The sequence below is a fragment of the Laceyella sediminis genome, from assembly GCF_003003125.1.
Taxonomy (GTDB): Bacteria; Bacillota; Bacilli; order Thermoactinomycetales; family Thermoactinomycetaceae; genus Laceyella; species Laceyella tengchongensis.
Genome location: NZ_PVTZ01000006.1, coordinates 39,951 through 57,316 on the forward strand (window position 1 = coordinate 39,951; position 17,366 = coordinate 57,316).

Sequence of the window (17,366 nt, forward strand, 5' to 3'; positions counted from 1 at the left end):
CCAGTTGACCACATCGCTTGAAAGCGGAAAAGTTATCCATCCTTCTCGTCAAGATAATCCGGGATATGCACTTCATCAATGAACAAAATGCCATCATACTGGGAACGGGGAATGAGTCGTTCTTCCCAAGTCCCCCAATCCAATGCTTGACGTTCCGTGAACATCCAAGATGTTGCTCTCTCGCACTTTTGGCCAGCCAGATCAACAAATATGTTCGCCGCTCCCGCTTTGCCCAAGATCCATTCCATACTGCCTTCTGGGTGCGGATAGCGCACCGGAGCAGGTTGATGATCAACAAACGCGGATACCCCGCGATTCATATATAGGCCAATAACATAACTTTCTTGCTTTAAGGAGTTAGGCAATAACCCACCCATTGTCGGCAATGGCGAACGCGCATTTTTAACGGCCTCATTCTCTTTCCGTATATGATAATTATGCGACCAAACTATGATTTTTTTATCGGGATACAATGTTTCAGCAACCCATGCAAGATCTTCAGCCATTTGCTGATCGCGCATGGTGGTAATTTCATCATAGTATTTTTTAGCCTGATCATGGTTGTTTTCCGCTGCGTATTTATTGCCGAGCACTGCTTTTTCTAAAAAATGCTCAACGGTTTGGATGCGTCCGTTTAACACATGCAACGTGACAGAAATCAGATTCGGATCTTCTGGATGTATAGCAGCTAGTGCTGACCGGTTCGTTTCTACAAACTGAATTAATGCTTCATATCCGGCACGCATTTGGACTTTTTCCTTCTGGTATGCTTCGATATCCTTTAGGTAGAAACTTGCGGCAAATTGCTGTTCTAACTGCTCCGCTTGTTCCACCACGTTTGGGTTCACCTGCTCAAACCAACGCCGTAAGAAATGGTGATAACTCCCCGTAGGTTGCATGTCAATGCCAGACAATCTTAACGGAGCCTTGTTCTGTTTTGAATGCCGTACAAATTCAAACAAGGGAATCATTTCTTGCGTATGCCACACACTGATCACTGCACTTCTCATGGTATCTTCAGGAAGGCGCTCACTGGCTTGAAGGTCGGCGCCATGGGTTTCTCCCAAGCCCGATTCAAAGACGATTACTTCATAGCCGAGTTCTTCATACAAATATTGAACCAGTCTCACTCTGGAAGAAATAAATTCACTGGCACCATGCGAACTTTCCCCCAGCATGACAATCCGTTTCTCTTTTAAAACATCTTTCAAAAAGATGAGATCCGAATAATCGTCTTCGTCACTAGGCTCTAATTGTTTCACAGGGTTTGCATGGGCTCTCAGCCACGTTTCCCAATGCTCGTACAAGCTTTGTTCATTCTTCATCGCCATAACTCCTTTGGCTGTTTGCAACTCTGACACAAACGACATAGAAGAGACCGACAGAATTTTGTATCAACTGCGATCATTTTTATTTTATAAGAGTTGCCATTCCCATGAAAAGCATGCGACAACATGGTTTCACTTAATCATAAAAGGATATAAAAGAAATAACAGACGGAATTAAAGGGAGAGGATCGTTATGTTTGATTTTATTGCCGAGATGTGGGATGTCATGGTATCCATCTTTTCTTCCACACAGGCAGAAAAGTATAAAAATGAAGCTGAGGAATGTAAAAAGAAAATAGCTACTGTGAGCGATTAGAAAAGGACAAAAAGCGAAGAATCTACAAAAACACTTAGGAATCCTCAATAAAATAAATCAAACCAAAGGGAGCTGCACCATGCGTTCCCGTTTTTTTATTTAACACCTTGAAAACCTAATATTTCTACTGGATCATTGTCCCTCTTTTCATATTTAAACAAATAGACTTGGCCTACATTGATTTGTTCCCAGTCTTCTTTATACATATGAAACCTCTCTTTTTTCCCTTCCCCTATGATCCTAAGGGCCTTTTTTATTATACCTGAAATAGGAAAACAAAGTGTTCAACTAAACAAAAAAAAGAGGAGCTTTCATCCCTCCTCTACATAACATCGGTTTAATTATTTCACTGCCTCCCCATCCTCATCTACTTGATATGTTCCGCCACCAAACATCCACCCATTTGCCTCTACAAAGTCAATAAACTTATCTAAAAATTCATCATGATCAATGTCAACATGTTCATCCACAGCATAAATACTACCCTCAATATGTATGCCAAGCCGTTTTTTCTTCCCCATGTTCTACCTCCAATGTAGGGCCTAGGCGCAGAAAACTTGTCTGACTTTTGTTCTGACGAGTGACAAAAAATCTCCTCTGATCAATTGCTGTTTATCTACACTCATTTACATGAATATCGTGATCAACAGACAAATTTATTTTAGTTTTGAGTTTTCCCATTTTGCATTATCATTTTATTTTGCAAAGGCTTGGGCATCAAGTACCCAAGCCTTCGTTCACACATCACACAGGCCTCTATTTATCCACGCCGAGTGTTTGCTTAGCCATGGTTTTATACTCTGCCAAACCGGATTTCATTGCGAATTCAGCAATGGCGACAGGATAGGCCGCTTGCAATTCGATAATATGCTCAACCATCGTTGGCCAAACCACTCCACCTGCTCTTTGATACGCATCGATCAACTTTTGCAGCCCGCCCTCTCCGAAGAGAGCGAGGTGGACGACAAAATCATTGGCCGGATCGTCAACGCGAGCTTCTGTCCAATCGATGATTCCCGTAACGCGGGCTTCTCCGTCAACCAGGATGTGTCCGACATGCAAATCTCCATGGATCAATGCAGTCTGTTTCGGCCAAAGCGCATCATTGGCCAACCATTTCTGCCAACGGGCCCAAAGGGGTTGACTCACACCGAAATGCGCCTTGACTTTCTCCATCCTCTCTCGCATCGCCTCTCTCAGTTCCTCCGCCGCATGCACGATCAAACCGGCTTGTCTGGCCTGGTCATGGTTGATACGGTGCAAGGCAGCCATGGCCTGGCCCAGGGTTTCATGAAAGATGTCTGGCACATTATGCTCATCGATCTTCAACACATATGCTTTTGCTTCTGGATCAATCGTTGCGGCAGGTACGCCTACGAGGCGCTTGTAAGCGATCAATTCATCAGAAAAAACCGTCCATTTTGGTGTTTGTACCGGGATCTTCCCATCCAAGAAATCGAGAATCGCCTTTTCTTTCTTGGCGGTCGGAACCACATCAGGGCGCCTCGGCAGACGCAAAACCCACTGCTCTCCTTGCTCGTCCACGGCAAACACGACGGAAAAATCAAGGCCGGACTCATTACGTGTCAATGAGTCTTCTCTCACCATCAGGCCATGCCGCCGAGTCACTTCCATCACTTGTATATCGCTCAATGTCATCGTTTTTCCCTTCCTTTTCTTATACGTGGTCATATTTCCCGGTCGCATTGTCCGGGCCATGGTTGTCCCCGGTGAAAATAGGGCAACAAAAAAACCACAGGTTATCTGCCTGTGGTTAGGTAATCGTAAAAATGGTTAAGCATTCCGCACATACTCGTCTACAATGATCCAAAGCAAAGGCCTTCCCCATCCCTATCATGGTGGCCGTAACACATACCTTTCCCCACCAATCGGAGGCTGGCATGCGCAATATCGTTGTATGGTATAGCGGGTTACCTTACAAGTAGGCGAACCAATTCCGATTCCCTGCGCACAAGCAGAACCTTTGAACACAATATCATTTGTGATTGCAAAGGGTAGAATCGGAATTGGAATGCCATAGATGACCCTCCGTTCAGTGTGAATTAAACACATACTAACACGAATAATTAAACAATGCAATTATTGTACTTTTTCATGATGATCAGAAATACGATCATCTAAAATGCTGCTTGACTATACCCTTGCCTTGATCCACTTCCACTTCGGCATAGGCGCCATTGATAAACGTGATTTGCGGCGGAACATGTCCACAATCAATATCGTAAATGACGGGTACCTGAAGCTCAGCCGCCAGTTCCTGATAAACATCTTCCACCGTATAACCTTGGACGGGTTGATTGGCGAGGCTACGGCCAAACAGGATGCCTGAACACCCTTCAAACCACCCGGCCAACTTCATTTGCACCAATGATCTGCGCAAATCGGTGGTCACCAGTTCGCAATTCTCGAAATACCAAAGTATGGGTTCCCCATCAATAAAAGCCTTTCTAAATTTCCTCACGTCACCATACGGCGTGCCAATCAAATGCCTGATCACATCGACGCATCCGCCGAGCAACCGCCCTTGTACCTTAGCTTTGCTATGGGATGCCACTTTCCAGTATGTCGGTTCTGTCAAATGAAAGAGACAAGGGGTTGGATTCTCATGTTGCCATTTTTCTTGATATTTGGCGGAGGAGTGCTGAAGGATGGAGGCACCCCGCTCTGTGGACAAGACATCGAGCCATGCGCTGGTGGTCTCATCCCAGTATTCCCCGCGCAGATCAACGAGATTGGGGCCATGAGCCGTAGCGATCCCCGTTGTCAAGGTAATGGCTAGCAACAGCACGCTGGTATCGGAGTAACCCAACACCCACTTGTTCTTCATTTTTTCAAAATCGACATGCTCCAAGATCTCGATGAGGAGTTCGCCACCCCAAGGGGGAATGATCGCCTGGATCTGATCATCGCCCATCATGCGATTGAATTCATCTGCGCGTTTCTTCGCTGATGCCGACTTCGCTTTTTCTTGCGTAAAGGCGGTTTCTCCGCAAACAATATGAAAGCCCCTCTCCTCCAGTCGCCTAGTCGAGCTGTCCAGCAACGCATGCAGTTCTGTCGGCACCCCGGAGGAAGGGGCGGTGATCCCAATGGTCATACCTGTTTTAAAAGATGGATAGTTAATCATGCACAGCCTCCTAGTCTTTTCAAAAAAGTGTATCAAACCCCTATTATTTGAACAATCCTTTTCTTTTTATCTTCTGTGCATGACTTTTATTTAAAGGTTCCCCATGTGCGGCACATGAGGCGGTAAAAAAACTTGGCAGATGGCAACTCTCATTCACCCAAGAAGTCATCCAACTCATGCCAATGTTGCTGCAACCACTCTATCTCCACCAAGAACCGCCGCGGGTTTGCGCTTCGCTCCTCAATGTCCGCCGTGATCCACCAGCCTGATTCTTTCGTCCACAAAAGACGCAACGCCCGCGCCGCCTTCTCCGCCGAGTACCCGGGCACAACTTCCCGATATCCGCCGAGGAAGGCGGCCGCTTTCGCTCGCACCAATCCTCGCTGACCGTCCACACTACCTGACAACAAGGCTCTCGCTGCATCAAGGTCAGGGTAGACATAACGCATGCGGTCAAAGTCCAAAATAGCGGCAACTCGCTTATTCTCAAACAAAAAGTTGTCAAAATGGCAATCCCAATGAGTCCATCCTAGGCGACATCGGTCAAATTGGGAAAAGTCCAGCCTGTCCAAAATTTGCTTTTGTCTGTGGAGCAACCGCATCACACGCTCGGACGGTTGCCGAACTTGCGCGAGAGCCATCTGTTTATTCCATTTTTGCAACAAGCGCGACCGATCTGGCTTCCAAGCGAGCTCGGCTGGTGGAATCTGTTTCAACGCCTGATGCAATTTCCCCATCTCCTTCCCAAGGGAATGCATCTGTTCCACCGTCGCTTGTCCCGGCGCCACGACCTCCCCATCCATTTTCTCCTGTACTGCGAACACTTCCCCTTTGCTTGATGTCTGCAACCGCTTCCCGCCAAACGAATAAACCATTGGGCATCGGATTCCTTGTTTCTGCATAGCTTCTTGGAAAGACAAGGCCATGTTGATAAAGGGCAGTTTTTGTCCATGCCGGCGTTGGTTGTATTGCTTGATAAAGACGGACGCACCATCAGCAAAGCGCACAATCCATTTCAAATTGAGCAAACCACGGTGAATGGGTTCATAATCCACAATTCTTTTTGAAAAAAGCGCTTCTACCCGCTCAAATATGTCCTTACGGATCGCTTGGCTCATCACTTGCCCCCTCACCGATCTTGCTCTCTTCGCCGGCTGGCACCACAGCGTATTTGGCCATGAGCCGAGAAAGGATTACCCTCATACCATGCACCAATTCCGGGGGTTGCCGCACCGTCGCATCTTCTCCCAACCCCATGAAAAATTTGGCCAGAAAGGGAAGATCCCGCTTTGGAAAATGACCGTCCACCCATCCCCCGCCATCCTCTTGGTGATGCAGATGGTTTGCCAGCCACCATTCAGTTTCACACTTGCGCACGCCCTCTTCGTTCAATTCCACCCGCACATGAACCATCGGCTCCGCCTGGGTCACAGGTTGGACAGTGCCGAGGTGGACATGTCGTAAGTCCCGTGGTTTTACGTCTGAAGACGCCTGTGCAACCGACTTGATCCGATCACATCGGAACACGTGATAACCTCCGTGCGGGCCCACTTCAGAATACAAGGGCACCCCCAACTCACTTAACTCCTGCAAATCCCTCAATATGGTTCTCGTTGAGACACCGAATTCCTCCGCCAATTCCTTGACTGTAAACTTCCGTTTGCGGTTGACCGTCATCATCAATTCCAACAACCGTTTCGCTTTGGGCATCACGATCCTCCATTCGATCGATTTATGACAATAGCTGTCACCATTATAAGCTACAATGGGCACCAAGCCGAAACCTGCTCGCATCTTTATCAGAGGGCGGGCTCGGCATCAAACCATTAAACCCGAGGAGTTGGTATATATGACATTGCAATTAACCCCTTATGTTTTTTTTGAAGGAAATGCGCGAGAAGCGATACGCTTTTATGAAAAGGTGCTTGATGCGGAGATTCTTTTCTGCCAGACCCTGGGGGAAGGGCCGGAAAATCCGGATCACCCTCTTACTGCAGAGATGAAAGAAAAGATCGCACACGCTGTGTTAAAAGTGGGCGACACGGAGTTGATGATCGCCGACGCCTTTCCCGGGCAACCCCTGCACGAAGGAAATCAAGTTAATATCTGCATCACCGTCAACATGACAGAGAAAGCGCAACAGCTTTACGATGCGTTAAAGCAAAACGGTCATGTGGGCATCCCGTTAGAAGAAACGTACTTCAGTCCCGCATATGCCTTGGTGACAGACCGATTCGGCGTCACCTTTCAGATCTTCACCAGAAAAAAATAACGCCGCATTCTCAAGCCGATTCATTTTCTCCCTTTGCTGGCTGGCCCGCGTTCGCGTTACTGCGGGGGTGTCACAAAAAAATCATCGCTCTTTAGCGATGATTCATGCCGGGCCGATCTTGACTTCTGGTCAAGCGTCCCGGTTTTTCATATATTCCTCAGCTTCGATTCTGAACTCGCGCGCATCTCTAAATGCAGCGGATCGTTGCGACAGGGCAGCAACGATATCGGCCTGATCAGTTTCTGTCAAGGCGAAAACTTCTGGAGGACGGGGAACACGCAGTTGCGTATGATCATGATAAACTTTCGTAACAATGGTACCTAGCTCGACTCCATTTTCTTCTTCAATCACACTCCACATCCACCGCTCTTGGTCAGTGAAGTCGTTGGTGTTTCCCCATTCGCGAGAAATATTCAAGTCACCAGGCAGACGAGGGAGCGGTTTCAGCCCGCTCTCTTTCAATTGCTCGTGAATCGGTAAAAACAAGAAGTTCAAATATGTTCCGTAAGCGGGGTCACCCACTTTCTTATACGCATCCATCAACTGCGAGTATTTTTCTTCAAATATCGCTTGCCAGTTTTTAGTGATGTGCTCATTGATATACTGGGCAATGACATCGATGCGATTTCCTTCGCTTTCGGCGAGGATTTGCGGAAGTGGCTTCATTGCGCTCATCTTTAGCCCCTTTCAAAATGCCGATTTCCAATAGCAACAAAACTGCCTTTTCCTATTTCATTATACAACATAGCAAATGAACAATAAAAACATTCCTTAATTTTTAAAACAATTCATCGCCAGCACATCTCATCCGCTTACTCCAAGCCGGAAAGCTCAACGCCCGCTCAACCACCCCAGCTTAATTGCCAAGAAACACCGTATCGATCGGCAACCCAAGCGAATTTTTTGCTAAACGGATACGAATCTAACGGCATGAGCACTCCTCCGCCTTGGGATAGTTTCACAAACAGCTCGTCAATTTCACTTTCTGTCTCACAGGTGACAAACAATGAAATCGCGGGCGTAAAGGTAAATTCATGTTTGATAGGACTGTCCATGCACATGAACCGTTGTCCATTGAGTGAGAAAACTGCTTGCGCCACTTTCCCACTCGCCTCGCTCCCATCGTCTTCATGACGGGACAAGGTGAGAATTTCTGCCTGCTTGAACAAAGAAACATAAAAATTCATCGCTTCTTCGGCCTTGCCTTCGAACATTAAAAAGGTCGTGATTTTCTGATTCGCATTCTCCATCATTGGCAATCAACCCCTTTGATCGGAAAGGATAAAACGCTCTTTCTTCCAGTGTCGACAAAAGCGCCCATTCCCATTCTCTTCCCATCCATAACATGGATCATCGAGATGACGGAATGATCAAAATTGGAATATAATAATCTATGAAAGCTATGTTTCCCTAGGGGGTGTCTGGCAAATCAAGTTGGTAGGGAATAAACGGCGGAAAAACCTTTTCTCGAGGAGCGCCTCCGCCACGCGTGAAGCGAATGAGAAAATGGTTTTGGAGCCGCTGGCCTATTCATCAGACACGCTCTAGACAGCAACATGGCTCATTTTTTAAACCCTTTTCATTTCGAAAGAAAGGATCAGTCCAATGAAAAAACCCTTCGCCATTTTGTGTGCGGCGACCATCGCCGCGGCCGCACTGCTCCCGTTCACCGCAAACTCGGTTTTCGCAAGTGTTCCGCGATATGCTTTTGAAACGGAAGATGGAAAGTGGGACGGCCATGTCTATAATCCCGAAGTAGTGGGCGATGTGGAAATCGTCCTTGTCCAACCGCTGTACGCCAAATATACTAACGGCAAAACCGTGAAGCTTAAGGACACGTCCAAACTGTGGGTACGCCTTTGCGAAGCCAACACCCGTGCCTGCACCGCCTATTACAACCTGGCTAGCGGCAAAGCGCAGTTTGACAATGTGCAAGTTGGACACTTTTATGTCGATGTGAAGGACGAACTCCCCAACGCACATGTGTCCGGGCAGTTAGATGTTGTGTTTAAATGATCTCTCTCAAAGTAACCCTGAGGGTTTTCACCATCACCTTGGGTACCGATGCTTTTCCATCTTTTTACATCACACAGGTAGAAACAATGCAACCATTCAGGGAACAAGTTGCCGCAATAGAATAGGACCGAAAATACTTATTTAGCGGGAAGAGCCGGATGCGTAGCTGGCTATTTCCGCTTTTTTGCGCAATCTGGCCAATCCGTATCCTTTACTTCGTAAGTTCAACGACCATCGGCTTATCAGTAATAACCACTTCCTTTTTCATGCTTCCTATCTGTATGATATATTTTCGTCCTGGTACTAGCTGATCTTTTATCTCCCCATTTTCATTGGTATATACTGCTACAGGTATTGCACCTACACGCTCCTTTTCTTCTTCAGGAATAACCACTGTAATGCCGACTGCTACTCTAGAAACGGGCTTCCCTTCTTGATCCAGAACGCGAATAGTAACAGGACTTAACTTAGGTTGCTTACTTTCTTCATGGGCACAACCCGCTAATATGAAGCAAGCAAGGATACCAGCTAAGATTCGCAATTTCGATCTCCTTTCTATAAAACACCTGTATTTTAATTTTATAAATATATATAATCTTACTATAGCATGCATTTCTTACATTTTTATGTTGATGCGACGGACAAACTCCCCAACGCATGTGTCTTTACTTTTGAAATCCGACTGTACGACGGACTTGAGAGAGGATGAACATAATGGGCGTGATCCGCGCCATTAAACAAAACGAAATCGACCGATTGATCACCTTGGTTGCCAATGCTTATCCATCTTTTGACGCTACAAGGGAAGAAGTTGTGCAACCGTTCAGGGAACAAGTTGCCGCCACCTTCAAAGAGCCGGGAAACTCCCATTTTTACGGCTATTACCGCGATGAACAAATGTTGGGGATTATGCGTTTGTACGACTATACCGTTCATTGGCACGGTTCCAACCTATTGGCCGGAGGTGTAGGCAGCGTAGCGGTGGACTTGCTTCACAAAAAGGAGAAAATCGCCAAAGAATTTATCACTTACTTCCTGCGGCACTATCGCAATCAAGGCGCTCACATTGCCTTCCTCTATTCGTTCCGCCCAGACTTTTACAAACGCATGGGCTTCGGCTTCGGCACCGAGTGGCACGAATACCGCGTAACCCCCAGCACCATCCCCAACGGTCAAGGCAAAGAGCGGCTCACTTTTCTGACAGAAGCAGACATTCCGGACATGTTGGCTTTGCATCGGCGGGTGACAGAACGAACGCATGGGATGATTGCCGCAACAGACCAAGATCTTAAGCGCTTATTCAGCGTGAAACAAAACCGCATAGTCGGGTATGTCAACGGACATGGCCTTCAGGGATACATGGGGTTCCAGTACCGCAACAATCATTCCAAAAACGATTTTCATAACGACTTGCATGTCAACCAATGGATTGCGGAAGAGCCGGCTGCACATCAAGCTTTTTTCGCCTTTTTACGTAGCCAGGCCGACCAATTTCAGCGGATTGTGTTCTATGTGCAGGACCCTGAATTTCATCATTTGTTCGATGATCCACGTAATGACACAAACAATATGATCCCTCCGTTGTCGCACGAGGTTCGCACGACGGGAATCGGCCTCATGGTTCGTATCCTGGATGCCAAACGTGCCCTCTCGACATCGACCATCTATCCCTTTGGCAATGTGGACGCCACCTTCACCTTCGAGATCAGAGACACTTTTTTGGCGGAAAACGAACAGCGATTCACCATTACGTTCACAAATGGGAAGCCCGCGTTGCGCGACTTTGTCGACGAAGCACCCGTCGTTCGCATGGACATCAGCGATTTGTCTGCGCTTCTGTACGGAGCAGTCTCCCTCAACACCTTGCTCAACTACGGCAAAGCGACCATTTCGGATGCACAATGGACGCAAACATTGCGTGCCTTATTTCCCAAAGCGGCCTTCCCTGTTTGCGACACCTTTTTTTAAAAAAACCCATCCCCCTCATTTTGCCGGGGGATGGGTTTTCGATCACATCGCAAATCAGCATCGAAGACAAGCCATCTGAATTCTGAAACTACTCATCTCGAACCGCTTGCACTTGGTTGAGCATATCCATCTGTTTGTCGGTTCGGTCATCAATACAGATGTTGGTGATGATCCGACTGGCTCCATTGGACATGGCGTTTTGGTGAATCTGCATGGCAAGCTCCATCAGCCGGGGCACATCTCCCTCGATCACCGTCGCTGTGGGCGTGACCTGATAATTCAATCCGTTTTTTTCAATCAGTTTGACAGCATCATCCACATAAGAGCTGAAGCTCGCTGTGCCGGTGCCAACAGGAACCACACTAATTTCAAGCAAAGCCATCTTTGCCCCTCCTCGGTCTAACAATTCACTACATAAGGTGCACCAACACCGGCTGGGCTATTCAGGCCATGGCCCTTGCCCACTCCGCGGTGTTATCCTTGGTGATCCATCCCTTTTGCAACCCCTTATTGACCATATGGTCAAAGCGCGATAAGATGATATTGACCGTATGGTCAATACCCTGCGCGTTTAAGGAGTAGAGACATGGAAACCTATGTTATGCATTTCCATGAGATTGATCAGACGCATGTGAGCGAAGTCGGCGGCAAAGGGGCCAACCTCGGTGAGTTATGCAAGGCCGGATTTCCTGTACCCCCCGGTTTTTGCATCACGACATCTGCTTACCGTGATTTTGTCGGGTCCAGCGGCGAGTTTGATGAGTGGTTGAATGAGCTTGCGAAGTTAAAACCGGAACAGCTGGATCAGATTAGCTTTTGGGGACAACGGATTCGCAATCATCTGCTCTTCCTATCCCCTTCTGAGCAATTCACATCTGCCCTGTTCGACGCATGGAAAAAGGAAGGGACAGAACGGGCTTATGCTGTTCGCTCTAGCGCGACAGCCGAAGACTTACCTACCGCTTCCTTTGCCGGACAACAGGAAACTTATCTGAACGTAAAAGGGTTTGACCCTCTCTTAGAAGCCGTTAAAAAGTGTTGGGCTTCCCTGTTTACTGACCGCGCGATTGTCTATCGCATCAAAAATGGATTTGACCACCGTTCCGTCCGCTTATCCGTAGTCGTACAACAGATGGTAATCCCTGATGTCTCAGGGATCATGTTCACTGCCGACCCTATCACCGGGCACCGGAACACGGTATCCATCGATGCCGGATTCGGCTTGGGTGAAGCTTTTGTTTCCGGATTGGTCACCGCTGATCTGTATAAGGTGCGCGGCAACCAAATCAGCGACAAGCAAATCGCCACAAAAGAAAAAGGCATCTTTGCCATGCCGCAAGGTGGCACGGAAACGAGAGACCTCCCTCCCGAACAACGACAAAAACAAGCATTGCCGGACGAGAAAATCTTGGAACTGGCCGAGCTTGGTCGGCGCATAAAAAAGCATTATGGCACGGAGCAAGACATCGAGTGGTGTCTGGAAGGCGACCGGTTTTTCATTTTGCAAAGCCGGCCCATCACCTCCCTTTACCCACTCCCACCCGCAAAGGAGACATCGCTCCGAATCTATCTTTCGTTCGGCCACAAACAGATGATGACCGACTATATGAAGCCGCTTGGGATTTCGGTTTTACGCACCCTCGTCCCAATCAACAAGCAGTCCGTCCATTCTGAAAGCAACAGTCTGGTTGAAGCAGGCGGCAGATTGTTCTTAGATTGCACGCCTGCCTTGCATCTCACATCCATACGAAACAAAATTTGCGCAAACGCCGAACTGGATGATGATCTCCTTGCTCTGTCCAAGGCTATCCAGACGGAAGAGTTTCAGCAAAGCCTTCCCCGCCGAGGGGTGAGACGTCAATTTTTCCGCACCTTCAAACGCATTTTTACTGTCTATGGCCGAGCGATTTCCCTGTGGATCAAGCTGTTCTATTTCGGTGACCCACAGAAGGCAGCCAAACAGGCTCACATCACCTATGAACAAAATTTAGCTCGTTGCAGACAAAAGCTCTTAGGCCTGTCCGGCTCCGAACGGATGAAGGCGCTGCAGGACAGTGTGGCGCGAGACGTATTGAAGGCGTTGGCAGATTCATTAGCTTGCACCCTGGCGGGATTGATGGCAGGAGTCATCCTGGAACGGCGCGTGAAGAAATGGTTGGGAGAAGAAGTGCCTCCCGCCCTGCACAAATCTCCGCCAGGCAATGTCACGAGTGAAATGGGCTTGATGATCGGCGATTTGGCAGATGCGGCAAGAGACTGCCCTGCATTGCTCCAATATCTTGAAACAGCGCAAGACGAAACGTTTTATGAGGGATTGCGCAACATCGAAGGCGGAGAAGCCTTTCAAGCTAAACTTTCTGCATTTATGGAAAAGTACGGCATGCGCGCCCCCGGAGAGATTGATATTACGCGGGTTCGATACCGAGAGAAACCGACGTTGCTCGTTCCGTCCATTCTAAGCCATATCCGAAGCAATAAAGTGAATGAGCATCGCGAAAATTTCAGTCGCGGGGAACAGGAAGCGCATGAAGCGATTCAATCTTTGCTTTCCCGGATCAGAAAGACGCGGGGCGGAGCGAGAAAAGCCAAACGGTTGGCGCGGTTGATCTCCATTTACCGCCATAACGTAGGCATCCGCGAACTGCCCAAGTACATCATCATCCGGCATTTTGCCCTCTTCAGGGAAGCGATCTTGGAAGAAGCAGAGCAACTATGCGAGCAAGGTGTGTTGAAACAAAAGGAAGATATCTTTTATTTCACATTGGATGAATTGGTCGCTTTGGTGGAACACCGCTTACCTGACGCCCAATCGCTGATCGACTCCCGTAAGTTGCAAGAAGCGCACTACAGCAAACTTTCACCCCCACTCGTTATGACTAGCGACGGCGAAATATTTACAGCCGCTCGGCGCAACGAAAAAGCCCCTCCCGGTGCATTGATCGGCATTCCCGCATCGGCAGGGATTGTAGAAGGATATGTCAAAGTCGTCCGTAGCCTGGAGGAAGGACGATTGAACAAAGGGGATATTTTGGTCGCTCCCCACACGGATCCTGGGTGGACACCATTATTCCACTCAGCCAAAGCGCTCGTGACAGAGGTCGGCGGCTTGATGACCCACGGCTCTGTCGTAGCCAGAGAATACGGCATCCCTGCTGTGGTCGGAGTGGAAAAGGCCACCACGCGCTTGAAAGATGGTCAATACATCCGCGTGGACGGCACAAACGGCTATGTGGAAATTTTGGCTGACTCCGCTGATTAAACCAACGCAAAAAGGCAGGCACTGATCATGTGCCTGCCTTTCTTCTCTATTTCCTGCCGATTCTGGCTTTTGCGCATTAAACGAAAGAATCTAAAACGACACGCAACACCTTGCCTCTTAACAGCTTGTATGTCCGCTCAATCCAATTCATCTTCTCAGGATGATAACCGGAACGACCGACATACGTTTTATTGGACCAGATCCCCTTGCCCTTGGACTTGGCAATCTGTTCTGCCTCTTTCATCTTTCTGACCATGTCAGGATTGCGGTTTCTGGTATAGCTCACCCGGGCCAAGCCCTTTTTGGCCAACTCTTCCTGCAACAGCTTGCGGTCGACATAGACATAAGCTAGCAATCGACCATAATGATCTCTTTTTTCCGCATCATATCCCAGTTCAACAACGCGGCTCTGATTAATCATATATCTGGTGAACAACTTGGCCTCTTCCCCATAAGGTTCAACCCCTTTGCGCGGATGACTCGTCTCGGGGGTGTCCACCAATAAAAATCTCACCCGTTCCTCTTTGTCGTTCTTAAACCGTACCCGAATGGTATCCCCGTCATACACTTTCACAACCTGTACAGCGTCAATCTCGCCGGCACTGTACAAACTCTTCTTATTCGGCAATCGTTTTCGTTTCTTTTTAAAAAACACTATGTCTTCTCCCTTGATGTAAATTATCTCTTTAAACAGAAACTTATAAGTTCTCATTGATTATTCTACTATTAATAACAAATAAAAATCTATAACCTAAGGAAAGGCGTTTCCATCACTCTGCCATGTGTTTTTAGCCCAATTATGACCGCCCTTCATAGGTGAGTATCGCAGACAGACCCAATGAATGTTCCCTATGGAACCTTGATTCGAAAAAAGACCGCCAGCCTCATCAAGGCCAGCGGTCCCGCTCCCACCGTGTACCACGGGGGAATGTTTCATGGTTAGCTACCTGTTTTGATCTTGGCGATGCTCGCCTTCACCCCTTCCAACACCTGCGGATCTTCCAAACCGGTCACATCCCCGGCCACTTCGCCATGAACCCACAATTCTTTTAATAGGCGACGCATAATTTTACCGCTGACGGTTTTTGGCATTTCATCGAGGAACACCACCTGGCCAGGCTTGGCGATCTCCCCAATTTTGTCAATGATCCGTTGGCTTATTTCCTGTCTCAATCGGTCTTCCTCCGCAGGGATGTCCTGGTTTGCTTTGGCAAACACGATCGGGATCTCCCCTTTGATTTTATCGGGTACGCCGATGACGGCTGCCTCGGAAACATCCGCGCAGGCCAATACTGCACTCTCCATTTCCATGGTGCTGAGGCGGTGACCAGCGACGTTGAAGGCATCATCAGAGCGGCCCACCACCCAGAAATGCCCATCCTCATCTTTTAACGCGATGTCGCTGGCGAAATAACAGCCTTGCACTTGGCTGAAATAAGCCTCTTTGTAGCGCTCAGGCTGTTTCCAAAGCGTCCGGCACAGCATAGGCATCGGCCGGCGCATAACTAAGTTTCCCAGCACCCCTGCAGGCACCGGCTGGCCATTGTCATCAACCACATCCATGGCCGCGCCCAAAAATTGAATTCCAGCCGAACCTGGCTTCATGGGGGTCAACCAAGCGGCCCCGGCGATAGGGCATCCGGCCACTTCTGTCTGTCCCCATGTGTTATTGACATAAACGTTGTTTCTCCCCAAAACCTCGCGCGTCCAATGCCATGTCTCTGGATCGAACGGCTCCCCGACCAACGCGATAACATCGAGACACGACAAGTCATAAGGCGCCAACGCTTCATTTCCAAGGCTTTTTAGCATACGCAATGCCGTCGGCGCAGTGAACAGCTTATTGATGCGATAGCGATCAATAATCTGATAAAAACGGTCCGCTTCGGGATAGTTTGGCGCCCCTTCATACACCACAGTTGTGACCCCATTAGCCAACGCACCGACAATTCCCCAAATGTGCATCGTCAACCAGCCGATGTCCGCAGTGCACCAGAAGACATCATCTTGGCGATGATCCATATGATATTTGGCGTAAATGTAATTTTGCACTACAAAGGCCATGCCAGCGTGAACCACCCCTTTGGGGTTTCCCGTCGTCCCGCTGGTGTAAAAAACAATGCCCGGCTCATTGGCTTCTACCCCTGTCGGTTCACATTGATTGCTTGCTCCTTTCACAAGCTCGTGCCACCAGTAATCCCGTCCTGCTTGCATGTGCACGGGCTGGTTCAACCGATTGACGACAATCACCGCCTGAACGCCGTTGACCGCTGGAACCACTTGATCCATCTTGTCTTTCAACGGAATGCGTTTTCCCCTGCGTAAAGAAGCGTCAGCGGTAATGATCAACTTCGGTTCAAAATGGATGAGTCGGTCTTTGAGCGCCTCGGTAGAAAATCCGGAAAAAACGGCGTTATACACCGCCCCCAAACGGAAACAGGCTAACACAGCAATCACGGCTTCCGGCAGGTTAGGCAGATAAATGGCCACCGGATCCCCTTTTTTCACGCCAAACTCCTTCAACACATTAGCAAAACGGTTCACTTCAGCCAAAAGCATCTGATAAGTATAAAAACGGACCGGTCCGTCTTCCCCTTCCCAAATCAAGGCTGTCCTATTTCCGGCTCCCGCTTGGACATGCCTGTCCAATAAGTTGTAACAGGGGTTGCTGACCCCACCGGTAAAAAAACGAAAATCGGCAAAGTCTCCCGACATGGTGTCAGTCCACGGCTCAAACCAATGCAATTCACGTGCCACTTGATCCCAAAAAGCGGCGGGATTCTCCCATGAACTCTCCAACAGCTCGCGGAAAGCGTCCATACTTCCCAGCTGCGTCGCTCGTACTTTTTCCGGGTTGGGTTGAACTAAACGGCTATTTTGCACAACATCCCGCATGCCTTTGATGTCACGATTCACCATTCCATCCCTCCAATGAATGCATTGATTCTTTTTGGATTGCCGCCCCATCCGATGACCGGCGAAAACCTTCTTGAAAGCCCTTACATCAAAGTCCGTGCTTCCCAACCGCAGCCATCCGGTGCGAAGGAGGAATACAGCTA

General features: G+C 48.4%; 17 protein-coding genes. 5 read left to right on the forward strand and 12 right to left on the reverse strand.

Annotated features, from left to right (window positions below; translation table 11 throughout):
- Positions 1-32: 32 nt before the first annotated feature.
- On the reverse strand, positions 33-1,325 hold the full coding sequence (locus CLV36_RS08560) for an erythromycin esterase family protein (protein WP_181352927.1): 1,293 nt from the start codon (positions 1,323-1,325) through the stop codon (positions 33-35).
- Between the two features lie 196 nt (positions 1,326-1,521).
- Between CLV36_RS08560 and CLV36_RS17855 the strand changes: the two genes are divergently transcribed.
- The gene (locus CLV36_RS17855; protein WP_281257247.1) at positions 1,522-1,644 is read left to right on the forward strand and encodes a hypothetical protein; all 123 of its coding nucleotides are present in this window, start codon (positions 1,522-1,524) and stop codon (positions 1,642-1,644) included.
- Positions 1,645-1,985: 341 nt separating this feature from the next.
- Here CLV36_RS17855 and CLV36_RS08565 read toward each other — a convergent pair whose 3' ends face one another.
- The 5 genes from CLV36_RS08565 to CLV36_RS08585 all read right to left on the reverse strand — a co-directional run bounded on the left by CLV36_RS08565 (position 1,986) and on the right by CLV36_RS08585 (position 6,502).
- Entirely contained in the window at positions 1,986-2,165 is a 180-nt protein-coding gene (locus CLV36_RS08565) for a YggL 50S ribosome-binding family protein (RefSeq protein WP_102992349.1), read from the reverse strand.
- A 235-nt stretch (positions 2,166-2,400) separates the two neighbouring features.
- Positions 2,401-3,303 (reverse strand): macrolide 2'-phosphotransferase, encoded by a 903-nt coding sequence (locus CLV36_RS08570; RefSeq protein ID WP_106342391.1) that lies wholly within the window; start codon positions 3,301-3,303, stop codon positions 2,401-2,403.
- 475 nt (positions 3,304-3,778) lie between these two features.
- Positions 3,779-4,792 (reverse strand): S66 family peptidase, encoded by a 1,014-nt coding sequence (locus tag CLV36_RS08575; RefSeq protein ID WP_106342392.1) that lies wholly within the window; start codon positions 4,790-4,792, stop codon positions 3,779-3,781.
- A gap of 149 nt (positions 4,793-4,941) precedes the next feature.
- Entirely contained in the window at positions 4,942-5,910 is a 969-nt protein-coding gene (locus CLV36_RS08580; protein ID WP_106342393.1) for a phosphotransferase, read from the reverse strand.
- The gene (locus CLV36_RS08585) at positions 5,891-6,502 is read right to left on the reverse strand and encodes a helix-turn-helix transcriptional regulator (protein ID WP_106342394.1); all 612 of its coding nucleotides are present in this window, start codon (positions 6,500-6,502) and stop codon (positions 5,891-5,893) included. The genes CLV36_RS08580 and CLV36_RS08585 overlap by 20 nt, the downstream gene beginning before the upstream one ends.
- Positions 6,503-6,641: 139 nt before the next feature.
- On the opposite strand from CLV36_RS08585, the gene CLV36_RS08590 reads away from it, so the two are divergent.
- On the forward strand, positions 6,642-7,064 hold the full coding sequence (locus tag CLV36_RS08590; RefSeq protein ID WP_106342395.1) for a VOC family protein: 423 nt from the start codon (positions 6,642-6,644) through the stop codon (positions 7,062-7,064).
- A gap of 129 nt (positions 7,065-7,193) precedes the next feature.
- On the opposite strand, the gene CLV36_RS08595 is transcribed toward CLV36_RS08590, so the two are convergent.
- Together CLV36_RS08595 and CLV36_RS08600 are read right to left on the reverse strand one after the other, a co-directional pair.
- Positions 7,194-7,739: a DUF6022 family protein gene (locus CLV36_RS08595; protein ID WP_106342396.1), complete on the reverse strand. Its 546-nt coding sequence runs from the start codon at positions 7,737-7,739 to the stop codon at positions 7,194-7,196.
- A gap of 167 nt (positions 7,740-7,906) precedes the next feature.
- Complete coding sequence (locus tag CLV36_RS08600; protein ID WP_102993818.1) at positions 7,907-8,314, reverse strand: VOC family protein; 408 nt, start codon at positions 8,312-8,314, stop codon at positions 7,907-7,909.
- Between the two features lie 355 nt (positions 8,315-8,669).
- Between CLV36_RS08600 and CLV36_RS08605 the strand changes: the two genes are divergently transcribed.
- The gene (locus tag CLV36_RS08605) at positions 8,670-9,080 is read left to right on the forward strand and encodes a hypothetical protein (protein ID WP_106342397.1); all 411 of its coding nucleotides are present in this window, start codon (positions 8,670-8,672) and stop codon (positions 9,078-9,080) included.
- A gap of 211 nt (positions 9,081-9,291) precedes the next feature.
- Here CLV36_RS08605 and CLV36_RS08610 read toward each other — a convergent pair whose 3' ends face one another.
- The gene (locus CLV36_RS08610) at positions 9,292-9,693 is read right to left on the reverse strand and encodes a DUF2606 family protein (RefSeq protein WP_106342398.1); all 402 of its coding nucleotides are present in this window, start codon (positions 9,691-9,693) and stop codon (positions 9,292-9,294) included.
- Between the two features lie 101 nt (positions 9,694-9,794).
- Between CLV36_RS08610 and CLV36_RS08615 the strand changes: the two genes are divergently transcribed.
- Positions 9,795-11,048, forward strand: coding sequence for a GNAT family N-acetyltransferase (locus tag CLV36_RS08615; RefSeq protein ID WP_181352931.1), 1,254 nt, complete (start codon positions 9,795-9,797; stop codon positions 11,046-11,048).
- Positions 11,049-11,136: 88 nt separating this feature from the next.
- On the opposite strand, the gene CLV36_RS08620 is transcribed toward CLV36_RS08615, so the two are convergent.
- Positions 11,137-11,430, reverse strand: a complete 294-nt coding sequence (locus CLV36_RS08620; RefSeq protein ID WP_106342400.1) for an MTH1187 family thiamine-binding protein — start codon at positions 11,428-11,430, stop codon at positions 11,137-11,139.
- Between the two features lie 204 nt (positions 11,431-11,634).
- On the opposite strand from CLV36_RS08620, the gene CLV36_RS08625 reads away from it, so the two are divergent.
- On the forward strand, positions 11,635-14,307 hold the full coding sequence (locus CLV36_RS08625; protein WP_106342401.1) for a phosphoenolpyruvate synthase: 2,673 nt from the start codon (positions 11,635-11,637) through the stop codon (positions 14,305-14,307).
- Positions 14,308-14,383: 76 nt separating this feature from the next.
- Here CLV36_RS08625 and CLV36_RS08630 read toward each other — a convergent pair whose 3' ends face one another.
- Both CLV36_RS08630 and CLV36_RS08635 read right to left on the reverse strand, forming a co-directional pair.
- On the reverse strand, positions 14,384-14,962 hold the full coding sequence (locus CLV36_RS08630; protein WP_022738091.1) for a thermonuclease family protein: 579 nt from the start codon (positions 14,960-14,962) through the stop codon (positions 14,384-14,386).
- A 284-nt stretch (positions 14,963-15,246) separates the two neighbouring features.
- Positions 15,247-17,226, reverse strand: a complete 1,980-nt coding sequence (locus tag CLV36_RS08635) for an acetate--CoA ligase (protein WP_106342403.1) — start codon at positions 17,224-17,226, stop codon at positions 15,247-15,249.
- Positions 17,227-17,366 lie beyond the last annotated feature (140 nt).